This window comes from Bacillus sp. KICET-3 (genome assembly GCF_033261025.1).
Lineage (GTDB): Bacteria > Bacillota > Bacilli > Bacillales > Bacillaceae > Bacillus > Bacillus sonorensis.
The window spans coordinates 3,562,501-3,579,182 of sequence record NZ_CP137345.1 but is presented as its reverse complement, the minus strand read 5'-3'; the positions used below and the strand labels follow the sequence as shown (position 1 = coordinate 3,579,182).

Genomic DNA, 16,682 nt, shown 5'->3' with positions numbered 1-16,682 from the left:
GTTAAAGAAAAAGAAACCGGTTTACAACACAAGGTAAATTGTCATGGGCTGTCGAAGCCTTAAAAGCATCCCGGGGAAAGTTACCAACAAAGGTCAAAACATCTGCTAATTGAGACTATGGTTGGTGTCTAACAAAAATATCCTATGCTATGCTTTGAAAATGAAAGATATCTACTAGGAGGTAGTTATGGAAAACAACGAACCAAGCCTTAAAGTAATAAAGTGGTTCACCTGGATAATACCAATAGTGATTATAGGATTAATATTTCTCTTTAAAAATATTAATAATCCTGTAACTGATGCTTTATTCTATATTGTATGTGCAGGTGTTATAATCTTAGTGCTTTTCAGCATAATTAAAGAGAAAAAAGAAAAAAGCAAATGATAACAGGTTTTCAACCTGCTTTTGTGGAAAATTTAATTGAATAGTATCCTCAATGTTACATAGACGTGTTAAATCCTTGTTGAAGAGTGTAAATAAACAATACAATGTATTACAACAGTGAACACTTCTTTTTGTCATCTTCTTGCTCTTGCCTCATTATCTCACTTCTTCCCTATAGTTTTATATCTTAAATGAAAAAAGGTTTTTAGCCGCCCTGCAAAAGAGCGGCTAAAAACCTTTTATTTTTTGTCTTCAATCGGAATAAACTCGAATATTTCCCCTGTTTGGACAGACTTTGCAAGTCTTAGCAGCCAGTCATAGTAGGGCTTTGAATGTTCGAGCTGCTCGTAAATGGCTTTTGCTTCGTCTTTTACGCTTTGTTCCAGTCCGTCGTCTTCCATCACGTTCTGCAATGCCTTTTGAGCGTCTTGGATGGCCATGAGATTGACTTTTACTTCTCTTTCCCACTTTTGCGGAAAAAAGCTGGTGAAAAATTTAAAGAAATCTTTTTCAGCCACAAAGCTGTGCTTTCTTCTTCCTCTATGAAACGTTTTTTTCACGATATTTAAATCTTGAAGCTTTTTCACGCCCGTGCTCATACTGGGCTTGCTCATCTGCAGCTCTTCCCGCATTTCGTCCAGCGTCATTTCATCTGAAAGGTACATGGTTCCGTACAAAATACCCGCACTCCTGGTTATCCCGTACAGATCCATCGTTTCTGCGATTGAATCAATGACTAAATCCTTTGCTTGAGCGATCGCATCCTGTGCCGACAGATCACGGTTGTATTCCATCATTTTCCTCCTTTCGCAGGAGCGGAAACATCTATATCCAGACTCAATGCCTATAGAAATCGGGATCGGTCTGGAAATCCGCGTTAAGTTTGTTAAGTAATTTCTTTATGTTCTTTATCTTAACGAAAGAATTGAAAAAGTCAAAATGAAATTTTTTTGGAGACGGCTCAACCCGCATGGGGAGTGCGATCACATAAAATTCAAAAAAATCAGCCCGCCGATTTTCCTTTGACAGCGTTGGGTGCGCATGGTAAATTCAAAGTGTTAAAAACGTTAAAATTTTATTTAACAAACTTTGCGTAATGGGGAGGTTGCTTTTATGAGTCAAACGCTTTTCATTGACGGGCAATGGGTGAGCGCCGAAAAAGGCGGCACACGGAAGATTATCAATCCTTTTAACCAGGAACAGATTGAAACCGTCGGTGAAGGAGACAGAGAAGACGCTGTGAAGGCTATTGCCGCTGCACGCCGTGCATTTGACGAAGGCGAGTGGGCCAATACAACCGGTCTCGAGCGCGGCAACATTGTTTTAAAGATTGCGGAGCTGATCAGACGCGACCATGATGAGCTGGCAGAGCTTGAATCGCTGGATACCGGTAAAACGCTTGAAGAAAGCAAAGCCGATATGGAAGATATTGCGAACGTGTTTCAATATTATGCCGGACTTGCGGATAAGGACGGGGGAGAGGTGATTTCTTCGCCGATTCCGGATTCAAAAAGCGAAATCATCAGGGAGCCTGTCGGTGTCTGCGGACAAATCACGCCGTGGAATTATCCGCTTTTACAGGCAAGCTGGAAAATCGCTCCCGCTTTGGCCGCCGGAAACACGATCGTTGTGAAGCCAAGCGAGATCACGCCGCTTACGACCATCAAGATATTTAAATTAATGGAAGAAGCCGGCGTTCCGAAAGGTGTTGCCAACCTCGTACTCGGACCTGGGGATACGGTTGGCGATGAGCTTGCCGGAAATACGGACGTTGATCTGATTTCCTTCACCGGCGGGATTGAAACAGGAAAAAAAATCATGCAGGCGGCAAGCACGAATGTGAAGAAAATCGCTCTTGAACTCGGCGGAAAAAATCCGAATATTGTGTTTAAAGACGCCGATTTTGATGTTGCTGTTGATCAGGCGCTGAATGCGGTGTTTTTCCATGCAGGGCAAGTTTGCTCTGCGGGATCGCGGCTGCTAGTAGAAGAATCCATTCATGACGAATTTCTGGCTGAGCTTGTGAAACGGACAAAAAACATCAAGCTTGGCAACGGATTTCATGAGGATACGCAGAGCGGTCCGCTCATTTCTGCTGAACACCGGAGCAAGGTTGAAAAATATGTGGAAATCGGTCTTGCCGAAGGCGCGAAGCTTGAAACAGGCGGCAAGCGTCCTGACGATCCTGAACTGCAAAACGGCTTTTTCTATTTGCCGACGATATTCTCCGGCTGCACATCAGATATGAGAATTGTGCAGGAAGAAGTATTCGGCCCTGTGTTAACAGTTGAAACATTCAGCACCGAAGAAGAAGCGGCCACTCTTGCAAACGACACCATTTACGGCCTTGCCGGCGCCGTTTGGACAAAAGATATAGAAAAAGGGGAGCGCGTTGCTTCCAAACTGCGGATGGGCACGGTTTGGATCAATGACTTCCATCCTTACTTCGCTCAGGCGCCATGGGGCGGATACAAGCAGTCAGGCATCGGCCGCGAGCTCGGCCGCCTCGGTTTTGACGAATATACGGAAGTGAAGCATGTGTACCGCAATACAAAACCTGCGGCAGTCAATTGGTTTAAAGCATAAGAGGGAGGAGATTCACGATGACGTTAAATATGAAAGTAGAAGCAATGAATAAATTCCACACGTTCGAAATTCCGACCGTCATTAAGCACGGTATCGGAGCTGTCATGCAAGTTGGTGCAGAAGTGAAAAAGCTCGGCGTAACGAAAGCGCTGCTTGTCACAGACCCTGGCATCTATCAAGCAGGTGTGACAAATCCTGTTGTTGAATCTTTGCAGGAGGCAGGCGTCGAAGTGGCCGTCTTCAATAAAGTTGAACCAAATCCGCCTGTACGCCTTGTAGCAGAAGGATCAAAGCTTTATGCCGAAGAAAACTGCAACGGTCTTGTGGCAGTAGGCGGCGGAAGCTCAATGGATACCGCGAAAGCGATCGGAGTGGAAGCGACTCATGAAGGAACGGTGCTTGATTACGAAGCGGCAGAAGGAAAAAAACCGCTTGAAAACCGGATTCCTCCGCTCACCACGATTCCGACAACCGCGGGTACCGGTTCAGAGGTCACGCAATGGGCGGTGATCACCGATGAGGAGCGTGAATTTAAATTCAATACGGGCGGACCATTGATCGCGGCCCATTTAACAATCATCGACCCTGAATTGCACGTCTCAATGCCTCCACATGTAACGGCAATGACAGGAGTTGACGCTTTGGCGCATGCGATTGAATGCTATACGATGAAATTTGCGCAGCCGATCACTGACGCGGTCGCTCTGCTTGCGATTGAATATGCCGCTCATTATATCCGCAGGGCGTTTGCAGACGGGGAAGATCTTGAAGCAAGATACGGAATGGCTCAGGCAGCCATGCTTGCAGGCCTTTCCTACGGAAGTGAGTCAGCTGGCGCTGCCCACGCGATGAGTCAGACGCTCGGCGGGATCATCCCGGTCGCGCATGGCCAATGTGTTGCCGCAATGATGGGGCCTGTAATGGAATACAACTGGAAAGGCTACCCTGAAAAATTTGCGCGGATCGCAAAAGCATTTGGCATTGATACAAGCGGCATGACGACGGAAGAAGCGGCGAAAGCTTCCGTGAACTGGATGTATCAGCTTGTAGAAGATTTAGAGATTCCCAGCTTAGAAGAGCAGGGCGTGTCGCCTGACATGATTGAACGCCTGGCAAAAGAGGCGATGAAAGATCCGCAAACAGTCGGAAATCCAAGAGATCTAAACGAAAAAGCCTACAATTGGATTTACAAACGCTGCTTTCAATTAACGCCGAAAACTGTATAATGAAGCGCCAAAACCCGCTTGTGGCTAAGCTACAGCGGGTTTTTCCGATTTGAAGAAAAAAAGGAAGCATTGTAAAATCATTCTTATATTCGAAAAAAGGAGATGGGTGGAATGTGGGAAAGACGGACGGCGGCGACAGAGAACATATACATAGCTGATACAGCATCATTTGTGACAAAGAAAAGAGAAGAAATCTCTATCGATTACGGAGGAATTCCGGGTGACCTGCATTTCGGCCTAACAAAGGCGGCCGGAGCCCGCGAACCGATGTATAAGAGAGGCACAGAAATTTTTAATAGGCGGCAGATTTCGATCGTGTCGGTTGAAGAATGTCTGGTGATCGCAGAAAAGCTAAACATCCCTGTCGTGCTTCCGGAATGGCTTGGTGCCAATATCTCATTGAGCGGGCATCCGCATTTGACGCGATTAAGAGAAGGAAGCAGATTGGTTTTTCCAAGCGGTGCCGCCCTTTTGTGTGAAGGAGAAAATGAGCCGTGCGTTCAGCCTGGAGAGGTCATTCAAAAACAGTTTCCGGACAAGCCTAAGCTCGCTTCCCGTTTTGTCCGCCAAGCGATGGGCAGAAGAGGCATCGTCTGTGTCGTCGAACGGCCCGGGCTGATTTGCCAAGGCGACCGGGTCGATGTTTGGTCATACTCTCCTAACGTCATAAAAGATGCGAGATCATTCGCGTAATAGAAGGGGGGCCTGAAAGGGCCTCCCTGAATATTCAAGATGATAATTTCCTTTTGATGTCCTGAATCTGTTTAATATGCCGTTTTTCATGATGGCCGATAAAGTCGATCCACTGCTCGACCGTAAGTTCCAGAAAAATAGGATGCGGGAGCACCCTTTGAAAATCTGCTTTATGAAATGAGGCAATGATTGAAGTCAGCTGTTGTCTGGCATGATCGAGTTCCGTTTTAATCGTTAAACAATCTTTGGTTTTTCTTTCAGGTTCTAAGAAATCAGGAGCTTTTCGTTTGTCATACCGGTTTTCAGAGGCCTCCACCGGTTTTGCTTGAATGGCTTTCAAAGGCGCGCTTCGGATGTTTTCCTTAAACAACTGAGCTGTTTTCAGGTCAATTTTTTTGAGGTGATCTAGCACCTCTTGAATACTCCACTCATCTTTTCCCGGTTTCGTGTTGATTACATCATCTGAAAGACCTTGTATCTCGCTCCATGTTTCTTTTCTTGCTTCATTAAAAACGCTCATCATATCCCCTCCTATATTCACTTTATTATCTGAAAAGCCGGTAATAACCAAAAATTAATAAAAGAAGGGGTGTTTGAAGGCGACGTTTTCAGCGGTGTCTGCGGAGAATCCATTTTAGCCTGTCAGAATGTCTTCACTTGAATAGCGGATGTTCTCCTGTTCAGGCCTTGCCAGTGAAAATGCCAATGTTAACGGACCAAGCTTGCCTAAAAACATAATAAAAGCAATCAACAGTTTTCCCACAGGCGAGAGCTCCGCCGTGATTCCCATCGACAGCCCCACCGTTCCAAAGGCTGAGACAATCTCAAACAAAATGTGCAAAAATGGCTTTGGTTCTGTAATATTTAAAATAAAAACGGCTGATAAAATGAACAATATGCTAATGGTCGAAATGGCCAGCGAACGAATGACCGCTTTGTCTTTAATCGTCTTTCTGGCGATAGATATTCGGTTTTTTCCTTTTAGGAAAGACGCCGCCGACAGAAGAATGACGATAAATGTGGTAAGCTTGATCCCGCCTCCGGTCGAGGCGCTTCCTGCTCCGACAAACATGAGCAGCAGCATTAGAGTCAGCGTGCTTTCGTGCAGGCTGCCGATGTCCAAGGTGTTAAATCCCGCCGTTCTCGGTGTAACCGCCTGAAAATAGGAGCCCCAAAGCTTTTCATCCAGAGGAAGTGTTCCAAGCGTCATTTGATTTTGATATTCAAGGGAGAAAACGATGATCATCGCCATGATATTGATGATGAACGTTCCCCAAATCATGAGTTTTGAATGAAGGCTCAATTGTTTAAAATTGCGTTTATGCCATATGTCGGATAATACGGTAAATCCTATCCCTCCCGTGATAAACAAAAGGGTGATGACGATATTGACCAGGGGATTTCCTTCATAGCGCATGAGGCTGTCCGGCCAAATTGAAAAACCGGCATTATTAAAGGCTGACACAGAGTGGAAAAGACTGTAAAACATACCGCGATTCCAGCCGTATTCGGGAACCCATTGAAAAGCCAATATCGCCATCGCCAAGATTTCAATTGAAAAAGAGTAAAAAAACAAACTGCGTATCAATTTAATGATTCCGCCTATAGAAGTCTGATTTAGCGATTGCTGAATCAGCAGCCGCTCTTTGAGGCCGATCTTTTTTCCGAGCATAATAAAGATAAGTACCGCAAAAGACATGATTCCAAGCCCTCCGACCTGGATCAGGATCAGAATCATCAGCTGACCGAATAATGTGAAATCCCTGCCTGTATCAACAACGGCCAATCCAGTCACAGTCATGGCGGAGGCTGCGGTGAACAGCGTATCAATCCAGCTCATCGGGACATGCGTTGCGAGCGGCAGCTTTAACAGCAGAGTCCCCAGAAGGATAAAAAATAAGAAAACGAGTACAAGTAATTGAGACGGACTTGCCTGAACAGATTTGAATTTCATGTCTAATCTCCCTTTTTTTCAAACGTTTCAATATCTCTCGTTTGTCCGATTACAATTAAAATATCGTTTTCGTAAATGATATCCTCGGCGCTGGGCGCAACGATGAATTGTCCGCCGCGTTTAATTCCGACAATATTGCACCCGTAATTTGCGCGAACGTCGATTTCCCCCAGGCTTCTGCCGTCAAGCTTTTTTGTCGCGACAATTTCAACAATGCCGTAGTTTGGCGACAGTTCGACATAGTCAATCATTTTTTCGGATGTAATATGGCCTGCAATCCGGTTCGCCATATCCTTTTCAGGCTGGATGATTCTGTTGACGCCGATTTTTTTAAGGACTTTTTGATGATAATCATTCTGTGCTTTTGACCAAACTTGAGGCACACCGATTTCGATTAATAAAAGCGAGGTTAAAATACTGGCTTCGATGTCGTCTCCGAATGAGACGAATGCATGGTCAATATTGCGGATGCCGATCTGTTTCAATGTATTTTCATCAACGGCATTTGCGCAGACGGTGTATGTCGCATACGGTGAATATTCATTGACTTTCTCTTCTGATTTATCCACACCGATGACTTCTGTTCCTTTTTTATAGAATGCTTTGACAAGACTGCCCCCGAATTGTCCGAGTCCGAAAACGGCATATGTTTTCTCCATCTAACTCACCCTTTGATTCATGTTTGGTGTTAGTGTTTGCTTTTTTTGAAGAAAAACACAGGGGGATTTATGAAATGTTTAGGCGGAGGATGGAGAGGGAGGCAGGCTTGCCGCTGATGACGCCAAGCCTCCGTTGTTTGAGGAAGGGTCAATCAAGCGAGCCGCCGGGTTCGCGAATGTCTGTTTCATGGCTGGCTGCCGTCACTGCGGCGATGCGCAATCCTTCTACAATCGTTTCAAGACTGAGGCTCGGTTCTTTTTTATCGACCGTTTGTTCAGGAAGATACGGGATATGGATAAATCCTCCCCGCATTTGTGATGATGAATGGTTTAAAAGATGCATCAACCGATAAAATAAATGATTGCAGACAAAAGTGCCCGCTGAATTTGAGACAGATGCCGGTATCCCGCTATTTCTCAAGCTTTTCACAATGCGTTTGATCGGCAGGGTCGACCAATAAGCGGCAGGTCCGTTTTGGACAATTTCTTGATCTATGGGCATCCGGCCTTCATTATCAGCGATGCGGGCATCGTCAATATTAATCGCCACGCGTTCAGGTGTGATGTGCGGACGTCCGCCGGCTTGTCCCGTACAAATGATAATGTCGGGGCGGTGTTTCTGAACCGCTTCTTTCAACACATCAGCGGATGTATGGAAAACAGTCGGGATTTTTTCAGCGGCAATTGAAATATCTTCAATGTTTTCACCATCCAGCTTTTTAACGGCTTCCCACGCGGGATTGACGGATTCCCCTCCAAAAGGATCAAAACCTGTTAAAAGCACTTTCTTTTTCATATGAATCTCTCCTTAACAAGTGGAATAACAGACATGCTCTAAGCACAAAATCCCCATTCAGCTGTAGACTGAATAGGGATTTTGACGAGGTATTTATCCGCCTGCCCCGCGGGAGGCCAGAAGTATTTGCTCGCTTTTAGAGACCGCTTCAGGTGTATGGTCGGCAAATGAATAGCTGAATATTGCGCCTAGTACAAAGGCCGCCAATAAAAACTTTTTCATCTATTCTCCTCCTCTTCCGGCGAGTTTGCTCGCCTTATCTGTTTTAATGTAGAAGTATATGGCTTCTTCGTATAACTTCTTTTCTTTGTAATAATTCGCCACATCCATAAGCAATTCCTCTAGATCGACCCATGCTTTTTCTGTTTCTAATTCGTGAACAAAATCTTTGATCATTTCCATTTTATTCTGATCGCTTGAGTATAATGTATGTAAAATTTTGAATTTCAGGTCGAATATTTTGCTGTTCATTTCCCGGCATTTTTTAAAACCTATATCCATCCATTGAAAAGCTTTTTCCTGTGAATCGGTTTTGAGGAGCGATCTAACGGTTTCATACACACAAAGAAGGTATGCGTACTGTGCCTTCGATTCAAAATCATGGATGGCAAAAGCTTTATTGTAATATTTCAGCGCTTCTTCATGTTTATCTTCCTTGCTTTTTAAAAAGCCCATATTATAGTAGGTATAAGGCAGAAGATAAAGATCACCGATTTGTTCGGTTTTTTGAATTGCTTCATTTAATAAAGCTTCGCTTTCGGAAAATTTAAATTGGTCGATATAATTAAGCCCGATCAGCATCTTGCAGTTGATGACCCGTTTTGCATAACCGTCATATCCTTGGAAAATTCCTGACGCAATATTGATATGATGGATTGAAAGCCAAGTCGCTTTTAAATTATAGTACAGCACGCCGATTTTATAGTGGAATTCGGCTTTTTCGATTTCACTGTGAATCGCTCCGAGTCTTTTTTCCGCTATTCTGAAAAAATTGAGCGCTTCTGTGTGATTTTGTTTATAGTCTTCATAAATCCCTTTAAACAGGTAAAAATAATAGTTCAGCTTGTCATCCGTGCTTTTTGGATCATTATCGTGAAACTCGATGGCTTCCAGCTTTTCAGTAGCGGATTGGCTGATATCTTCAAGAAGGAGCCTCAAACGAAAATCGAGCATTTGATAATAGAGCAGAACGTCCTGATCTTCCTCCATTACTTCAATCGCTTTATCTATGTCGTCTTTCATTTCAATAGAGCGTGAAATGTCTCGTTTTTTCATCAATATGTACCAATCGTTCAGCATGTTGGCGACTTCCTGTGAAGCCACGGCTTTGCCCATTCTCTCCCCTCCAATCTTTGTGAATTTTTTGTAAATTGAAGTTCTATTTATCATAGCATATACTGCCGGAATCTGTGAATAAAGCCAAGTGCTCATCCTTTTTACATTGTCCAGGCGGAGAAAACGCAATGATCCATTTAGACCAGATCATGGTTTCTTGTAAATTTGAAATGCACGCCTTGCTTTAAAGCTAAACCGTCATTTCCCAAAAAAAATGAGAGAAGAAGGCAAAGACAACGGCCAACGGAATACAGGAGATCATAACGGTTCCATTGACAAGCCCGTCAGCTTCGCTGATTTTCAGGGCTTCCCTGTAACCGATTAAAAAATGAATGATGGAAAGAACGTAGCATACGAGCATCAAATAGTAAGGATTCAAAAGTATACCTCCTCTATTCGCTTTACTATATTACATTCAATGAAAACGAAGATTATGCCCCTTTTTAAAAGAACGAAATATTATAGACGAAAACGATGTTGAATACAATACATGTTTTTTTTATTATTTCCACTATAATCAAAAGGAAACATAAATTTAGGGGGTCATTGATCATGAAGAAAAGGATGATGCCGCTGTTGATCTGCGCGTTCTTATTAGTGCCGGCAGCAGAGGCTTTCGCAGCTCCGAAACAATCTGAGCTGAGCGGGTATCTTCAGGAAATAGGAATGACAGAAAAAGAATTGGATGCCTATTTACAAGATACATATGATGAAAGTCTGAAAGATTTTGAGTCAACTGAAGAGTTGAGGGATTTTTTAGGAGAGAGACTCAATCAAAAACGGCTTGCTTCGTATTTAAAAAGCTACGGCTTAAGTGAAAAAGAAGCGGTCGCTCTTCTCGTTGACAATGGCTATATGGAAAATGGACAAAACATCCTCGATGTTTTCATGTTCGAATATGAATTGGATGATGCGCTTTTTTCAATTACATATGATGAAGGAAGCGTGGAAATCAAAAATCCGTTTCAGGAGCTTGGCATAGATGATCAGGAATGGGAGGCGCTTACAGCACACCTTCGCAAAGTCCGTGAAAAAAATCCGAATCTTGAATTTGAGTTGATGGAGATCGGAGAGCGGCTTGAAGCAGTTGCCGATTTTGAGACGGTAAAAGAGCTGAAACCAAAAGATATCGCCCAAATCCTTTCTATATTACATGATCTTCAGCAAACGCTTGAGGTAAAAACGAAATATTATCTTGTCAAAGACGGAAAGAAAAAAGAAGTATCTTTGACGACGCTTGTCAGCGCGGATGAGCTGAAAGGGGCAAGTCTTCTTGTTGAAGTGTACGATCTTGCAGGAAATTTCGTACTGGACGCTTTGTTTACGCCTGACATGATTGGATCAGATTTGCTTCACCAAACCGGAACAAAAGTGAAGCAGACCAAAAACGCCGTTACACACGAGGCAAAAACGCATCGTGTGAAAAAGACGGTGAAAGGGGCTAAGCTTCCAAAAACCGCCGGTCACTATGCCGAATGGTCCATTTTTGGCTTTGCGCTGATGCTTGGCGGATTTTTTCTGCTTAGAAGGGTTCGCAAAACGGCATAAGCAAAGAAACTGCCCATTCTAAACCGATTTGGAATGGGCGTTTTTGAGAAGAGGTGAATGGATATGAAAGCGTCTCTTAAAAAAAGGATTGTATGGCTTTTTGCCATTGCGATGATCACGGGAGGACTGTATGTCGCAGCAGTCAATGTGTCTAAGCTTTTACAGGGCCGCGCCCTTGCTTCATCTCAGCAGCTGAAAGAAGAAAAGCCGGCTGTTCATGCTGAAAAAAAGCAAAAAACAGCGATTGAGCGGACATTTGAAAGCGGTGAAAAAATCGGCGACCTGGTCATTCCGAAAATCAATGCAAGGATTCCGATTTACCATGGAACAGACGAAGATGAGCTGCAAAAAGGAGTCGGCCATTTTGCCGGATCCGTGCTGCCTGGCGAAGATGACAACTCGGTTTTATCAGGACATCGCGACACCGTTTTTAGGAAGCTCGGCGAAGTCGGCAAGGGGGATAAGCTCATTGTAAAAGCTTCCTATGGAACTTTTACATATCGAGTGAAAAAGGTGCGGATCGTGGATGCGGATGACAGGACCGTCATCGTTCCAAAGCCGAGAGCCACACTGACTGTTTCCACATGCTATCCCTTTGACTTCATCGGTTCTGCCCCTGAGCGTTATGTATTGGTTGCCGATTTAATAAAAACGTAAAAACAGCGGAACCTAAAAAGGTGTCCGCTGTTTTTTTATCTTGTATTGACGCCCTGCCCCAGAAGCCTTGGCGCCGTCAGCAGCAACAGGCACAGCACGATTGTGCAAATGATGAAGGATGGAAGCATATATGTGCCATTATACGTTAAAGTATAAATCCAAACCGGCGTTCCTTTAGGCGTATAATTTGCGAAAAAGACCGCGCCGCTGATAACATGGGCGAAATACTTCAACCCGCTTCCAAGAAGGACGGCGAGCGTAACGTATGACACAAGCTTTCCTTTTTTTTCAGCCGCTGATGCATGTCTGATCGGTCCGGCGAATAAACCTCCGATTCCGGCGGCCGTTGGTGCGACAAAATAATCGAGAAGAAATTGAATGGGGTGAACCACGTAAAGGCCCCCGGTGACAAACTGGAGTAATCCGGCCAAAAATCCGGTAGTAAGCCCGGCCTTCAGCCCCCATCTGAAAGAAATCAAAAAGATCGGTATCATCATGACGGCGATTGAGCCGCCCTGCGGCATTTTTAAAAACATGCCTGAAGCCAAGTCCAATATGATCGCGATTCCTGTCATGATTGCAATTTCAATCAGCTGGACAAGTTGTTTTGATTGATTCATGGTAACCCTCACTTTTGATGAACAAAGGGATACTGGACTTCTTTCCCAATAAAAAAGCAATGCGGGGAAGGAGTAGGAAAGTTTCCACGCACTGCTTTGGATGCAATAAGTATGACTTTGCCACATCCCTACGCCAGCGTTAACTAACAGGTTCAAAGGGTCAGAACGATTCGTTCACTCTCAGCCTGAAGGCTCCCCTTGTGGTCATCAATGTTATTTAGTTATATTCTACTATACTAAAAAATAAAACGGACGACAAGCTTATTTTTCAAAATTTTTTGCTTAATTTCTCCAATATGTAGCAATGTGATCGGCTTTTCCTTTATAATAGAATTTATTCGTACGTACAAGTTGCAGTAAAGGGTTGATCTGATGAGCGAGCATACAAAATACAGCATGGTCAAAAACCAAATTAAATCATGGATATATGAGGGAAAGGTTAAGCCTGGAGAAAAAATTCATTCGGAAAATGAATTGATGAAGATTTTTGATGTCAGCAGACATACAATCCGGCAGGCGATAGGCGATTTGGTTCATGAAGGTCTTCTGTACAGGGAACAGGGGTCCGGGACATATTGCTCGCACCGTCTTAGGCCTTCTGAAAAAGGAAAGGAAAGACATAAAATGATCGGCGTCATCACGACATACCTGTCCGATTACATTTTTCCCTACATTATAAGAGGGATCGAATCGACGTTGTCGAGCGAGGGCTACACACTGATCGTAGCGAGCACGAATAATGACATTGAAAAAGAAAAGCAGTGTCTTGTCAACATGCTTGAAAAAGACATTGACGGATTGATCGTTGAACCGACGAAAACTGGAAGCTTCAATCCCAATTTAAATTACTATCTGACGCTGGAGCAGCATCACATCCCCTACCTGATGATCAATCAGTTCTACCAGGAATTGAACCCGCCCCATTTTATTTTGGATGATGAATACGGCGGTTTTATCGCGACTGACCATTTAATCAAGCTCGGCCATGAAAAGGTCTTCGGACTTTTTAAACAGGATGACATGCAGGGCGTCAACAGGATGAAAGGATTTATCCGCGCCTTTAGAGAAAACGGTCTGTCTTTTTATCCGGACATGGTCGTCACCTATACGACAGAGAACAAAGAAGAAAAGACGGTTTCTGAAGTCAGAAAACGTCTGTCTTCTTCCGAGCGTCCGACCGCCATCTTTTGCTATAATGATCAAATTGCTCTATTGGTGCTTGACGTGATCAGGGAATTCGGTTTGAAAGTTCCTGAAGACATTTCAATCGTCGGCTATGATGATTCACATTTAAGCCAGGCGTCGGAGGTGAAGCTGACGTCAGTGACCCATCCGAAGATGCAAATGGGAATTGAAGCAGCCAAATGGATGATCGCAAAAGTGGAAGGGCGAAACACGGATCAGCTGGAACATTCCACCGTGTACAAACCGGAGCTCGTTGTCAGACAATCGACCGCGAATGTAAAAAAGAGCTGAATTTATAGTTGGTAAAACTCTGCGACAAGTCAATAAGAAGAGGCTGGATCACTGTCTTGAGGTTGATCATCTTGACGGTGATCTTTTTTCCATCGTATAAATATGGAGCTTCACGATAATATAAATAAAAAAGTGACGGGGAGAAACATTAATAATGAATTGTTGACATATAATTTTTCTTGCGGTTTTATCTTTCGCCAAAGCTTTACCGGAAATCTTTCTGACAGTCCATTCTTTAAAACAGCCGACAACGTTACTTCTGCACCCTGAAATTCATACGTAAATCATGGAACCATAGGAAAGAGCGGTAAGTCGAACGGCAGGGACTTCACAAAAGCAGACTCAATGAATGCCTGATTAAACTTGAGTATTATTTTTTCAAAAAAACTATTGTGCGAAATGAAAATAGATGATATAGTAATGTTCGTCCCTAAAAAGACAGCTTTATAAAACAACTGCTTAAATATTTTTAAAAAAAGTTGTTGACATTCACTTTGCTAGAATGTTATATTAATAAAGTCGCTTCTGAGCGAAGCGGAAATGATCTTTGAAAACTAAACAAGACAAAACGTACCTGTTAATTCATTAAATAAATCGCACATGCGAATGTGCGTAGTCAGGGGCCTGCACGATGCAGGTCATGCAGATGTTGTCACAGGATGTGACGAACTTAATCTGCGCTCCATTATTTCATGGAGAGTTTGATCCTGGCTCAGGACGAACGCTGGCGGCGTGCCTAATACATGCAAGTCGAGCGAACCGACGGGAGCTTGCTCCCTTAGGTTAGCGGCGGACGGGTGAGTAACACGTGGGTAACCTGCCTGTAAGACTGGGATAACTCCGGGAAACCGGGGCTAATACCGGATGCTTGATTGAACCGCATGGTTCAATTATAAAAGGTGGCTTTTAGCTATCACTTACAGATGGACCCGCGGCGCATTAGCTAGTTGGTGAGGTAACGGCTCACCAAGGCGACGATGCGTAGCCGACCTGAGAGGGTGATCGGCCACACTGGGACTGAGACACGGCCCAGACTCCTACGGGAGGCAGCAGTAGGGAATCTTCCGCAATGGACGAAAGTCTGACGGAGCAACGCCGCGTGAGTGATGAAGGTTTTCGGATCGTAAAACTCTGTTGTTAGGGAAGAACAAGTACCGTTCGAACAGGGCGGTACCTTGACGGTACCTAACCAGAAAGCCACGGCTAACTACGTGCCAGCAGCCGCGGTAATACGTAGGTGGCAAGCGTTGTCCGGAATTATTGGGCGTAAAGCGCGCGCAGGCGGTTTCTTAAGTCTGATGTGAAAGCCCCCGGCTCAACCGGGGAGGGTCATTGGAAACTGGGGAACTTGAGTGCAGAAGAGGAGAGTGGAATTCCACGTGTAGCGGTGAAATGCGTAGAGATGTGGAGGAACACCAGTGGCGAAGGCGACTCTCTGGTCTGTAACTGACGCTGAGGCGCGAAAGCGTGGGGAGCGAACAGGATTAGATACCCTGGTAGTCCACGCCGTAAACGATGAGTGCTAAGTGTTAGAGGGTTTCCGCCCTTTAGTGCTGCAGCAAACGCATTAAGCACTCCGCCTGGGGAGTACGGTCGCAAGACTGAAACTCAAAGGAATTGACGGGGGCCCGCACAAGCGGTGGAGCATGTGGTTTAATTCGAAGCAACGCGAAGAACCTTACCAGGTCTTGACATCCTCTGACACCCCTAGAGATAGGGCTTCCCCTTCGGGGGCAGAGTGACAGGTGGTGCATGGTTGTCGTCAGCTCGTGTCGTGAGATGTTGGGTTAAGTCCCGCAACGAGCGCAACCCTTGATCTTAGTTGCCAGCATTCAGTTGGGCACTCTAAGGTGACTGCCGGTGACAAACCGGAGGAAGGTGGGGATGACGTCAAATCATCATGCCCCTTATGACCTGGGCTACACACGTGCTACAATGGGCAGAACAAAGGGCAGCGAAGCCGCGAGGCTAAGCCAATCCCACAAATCTGCTCTCAGTTCGGATCGCAGTCTGCAACTCGACTGCGTGAAGCTGGAATCGCTAGTAATCGCGGATCAGCATGCCGCGGTGAATACGTTCCCGGGCCTTGTACACACCGCCCGTCACACCACGAGAGTTTGTAACACCCGAAGTCGGTGAGGTAACCTTTTGGAGCCAGCCGCCGAAGGTGGGACAGATGATTGGGGTGAAGTCGTAACAAGGTAGCCGTATCGGAAGGTGCGGCTGGATCACCTCCTTTCTAAGGATATTATACGGAATATAAGACCTTGCGGTCTTATAGGCAGGTGCGTTTGGATCTTGTTTAGTTTTGAAGGATCATTCCTTCAAACAAGTGTTTCTTCTTAAAGGATCACTTGCTAATAACGCCACATTATGTGGCAACGCAAGTGTTTGCACATCCTGTGCGGCACTGCACGTTGTTCTTTGAAAACTAGATAACGAAAGTAGACATTCACATTCAATTGTAATGCAAGATATCACGTAGTGATTCTTTTTAACGGTTAAGTTAGAAAGGGCGCACGGTGGATGCCTTGGCACTAGGAGCCGATGAAGGACGGGACGAACACCGATATGCTTCGGGGAGCTGTAAGCAAGCTTTGATCCGGAGATTTCCGAATGGGGAAACCCACTGCTCGTAATGGAGCAGTATCCATATCTGAATTCATAGGATATGAGAAGGCAGACCCGGGGAACTGAAACATCTAAGTACCCGGAGGAAGAGAAAGCAAATGCGATTCCCTGAGTAG

16 protein-coding genes, 2 rRNA genes and 1 riboswitch (1 of these 19 running past the window's edge) are annotated in these 16,682 nt (G+C 44.8%); of the genes, 9 read left to right on the top strand and 9 right to left on the bottom strand.

Annotated features, from left to right (window positions below; genetic code table 11):
• Positions 1–187 precede the first annotated feature (187 nt).
• Positions 188–385 (top strand): hypothetical protein, encoded by a 198-nt coding sequence (locus tag R5H20_RS18315; RefSeq protein ID WP_006640629.1) that lies wholly within the window; start codon positions 188–190, stop codon positions 383–385.
• 239 nt (positions 386–624) lie between these two features.
• Here R5H20_RS18315 and cudC read toward each other — a convergent pair whose 3' ends face one another.
• Positions 625–1,179, bottom strand: a complete 555-nt coding sequence (gene cudC, locus R5H20_RS18310; RefSeq protein WP_006640630.1) for a transcriptional regulator GbsR — start codon at positions 1,177–1,179, stop codon at positions 625–627.
• A 319-nt stretch (positions 1,180–1,498) separates the two neighbouring features.
• On the opposite strand from cudC, the gene betB reads away from it, so the two are divergent.
• The 3 genes from betB (at position 1,499) to R5H20_RS18295 (ending at position 4,890) form a co-directional block, all read left to right on the top strand.
• Complete coding sequence (gene betB / locus R5H20_RS18305) at positions 1,499–2,971, top strand: betaine-aldehyde dehydrogenase (protein ID WP_006640631.1); 1,473 nt, start codon at positions 1,499–1,501, stop codon at positions 2,969–2,971.
• Positions 2,972–2,988: 17 nt separating this feature from the next.
• Positions 2,989–4,197 (top strand): choline dehydrogenase, encoded by a 1,209-nt coding sequence (locus R5H20_RS18300; RefSeq protein WP_006640632.1) that lies wholly within the window; start codon positions 2,989–2,991, stop codon positions 4,195–4,197.
• Between the two features lie 111 nt (positions 4,198–4,308).
• On the top strand, positions 4,309–4,890 hold the full coding sequence (locus R5H20_RS18295; RefSeq protein ID WP_006640633.1) for an MOSC domain-containing protein: 582 nt from the start codon (positions 4,309–4,311) through the stop codon (positions 4,888–4,890).
• A gap of 34 nt (positions 4,891–4,924) precedes the next feature.
• Here the strand turns inward: R5H20_RS18295 and R5H20_RS18290 are convergent, their stop codons facing one another.
• The 7 genes from R5H20_RS18290 to R5H20_RS18260 form a co-directional block, all read right to left on the bottom strand.
• Complete coding sequence (locus tag R5H20_RS18290; RefSeq protein ID WP_006640634.1) at positions 4,925–5,410, bottom strand: DinB family protein; 486 nt, start codon at positions 5,408–5,410, stop codon at positions 4,925–4,927.
• A gap of 114 nt (positions 5,411–5,524) precedes the next feature.
• Complete coding sequence (locus R5H20_RS18285; protein ID WP_006640635.1) at positions 5,525–6,844, bottom strand: TrkH family potassium uptake protein; 1,320 nt, start codon at positions 6,842–6,844, stop codon at positions 5,525–5,527.
• Between the two features lie 2 nt (positions 6,845–6,846).
• Positions 6,847–7,503: a potassium channel family protein gene (locus R5H20_RS18280; protein WP_006640636.1), complete on the bottom strand. Its 657-nt coding sequence runs from the start codon at positions 7,501–7,503 to the stop codon at positions 6,847–6,849.
• Between the two features lie 148 nt (positions 7,504–7,651).
• Entirely contained in the window at positions 7,652–8,299 is a 648-nt protein-coding gene (gene pcp / locus R5H20_RS18275) for a pyroglutamyl-peptidase I (RefSeq protein WP_006640637.1), read from the bottom strand.
• 93 nt (positions 8,300–8,392) lie between these two features.
• Positions 8,393–8,521 carry a hypothetical protein gene (locus tag R5H20_RS18270; RefSeq protein ID WP_006640638.1) on the bottom strand — a complete coding sequence of 43 codons (129 nt, stop codon included), beginning with the start codon at positions 8,519–8,521 and terminating at the stop codon, positions 8,393–8,395.
• Complete coding sequence (locus R5H20_RS18265) at positions 8,522–9,634, bottom strand: response regulator aspartate phosphatase (protein WP_006640639.1); 1,113 nt, start codon at positions 9,632–9,634, stop codon at positions 8,522–8,524.
• A 190-nt stretch (positions 9,635–9,824) separates the two neighbouring features.
• The gene (locus R5H20_RS18260; RefSeq protein ID WP_006640640.1) at positions 9,825–10,013 is read right to left on the bottom strand and encodes a hypothetical protein; all 189 of its coding nucleotides are present in this window, start codon (positions 10,011–10,013) and stop codon (positions 9,825–9,827) included.
• Positions 10,014–10,186: 173 nt separating this feature from the next.
• On the opposite strand from R5H20_RS18260, the gene R5H20_RS18255 reads away from it, so the two are divergent.
• Both R5H20_RS18255 and R5H20_RS18250 read left to right on the top strand, forming a co-directional pair.
• Positions 10,187–11,182 carry a processed acidic surface protein gene (locus tag R5H20_RS18255; protein ID WP_006640641.1) on the top strand — a complete coding sequence of 332 codons (996 nt, stop codon included), beginning with the start codon at positions 10,187–10,189 and terminating at the stop codon, positions 11,180–11,182.
• Between the two features lie 111 nt (positions 11,183–11,293).
• Positions 11,294–11,839 (top strand): class D sortase, encoded by a 546-nt coding sequence (locus R5H20_RS18250; RefSeq protein WP_029419241.1) that lies wholly within the window; start codon positions 11,294–11,296, stop codon positions 11,837–11,839.
• Positions 11,840–11,874: 35 nt separating this feature from the next.
• Here R5H20_RS18250 and thiT read toward each other — a convergent pair whose 3' ends face one another.
• Positions 11,875–12,459, bottom strand: coding sequence for an energy-coupled thiamine transporter ThiT (gene thiT / locus R5H20_RS18245; RefSeq protein ID WP_006640643.1), 585 nt, complete (start codon positions 12,457–12,459; stop codon positions 11,875–11,877).
• A gap of 108 nt (positions 12,460–12,567) precedes the next feature.
• Positions 12,568–12,668, bottom strand: a riboswitch (TPP riboswitch).
• Positions 12,669–12,831: 163 nt separating this feature from the next.
• Here thiT and R5H20_RS18240 point away from each other — a divergent pair.
• The 3 genes from R5H20_RS18240 to R5H20_RS18230 form a co-directional block, all read left to right on the top strand.
• Positions 12,832–13,935: a GntR family transcriptional regulator gene (locus R5H20_RS18240; RefSeq protein WP_006640644.1), complete on the top strand. Its 1,104-nt coding sequence runs from the start codon at positions 12,832–12,834 to the stop codon at positions 13,933–13,935.
• A gap of 689 nt (positions 13,936–14,624) precedes the next feature.
• A 16S ribosomal RNA gene (locus R5H20_RS18235) occupies positions 14,625–16,174 on the top strand.
• Positions 16,175–16,434: 260 nt separating this feature from the next.
• Positions 16,435–16,682, top strand: a 23S ribosomal RNA gene (locus R5H20_RS18230) (it continues 2,685 nt past the right edge of the window).
• Together the 16S and 23S rRNA genes form the textbook arrangement of a ribosomal RNA operon.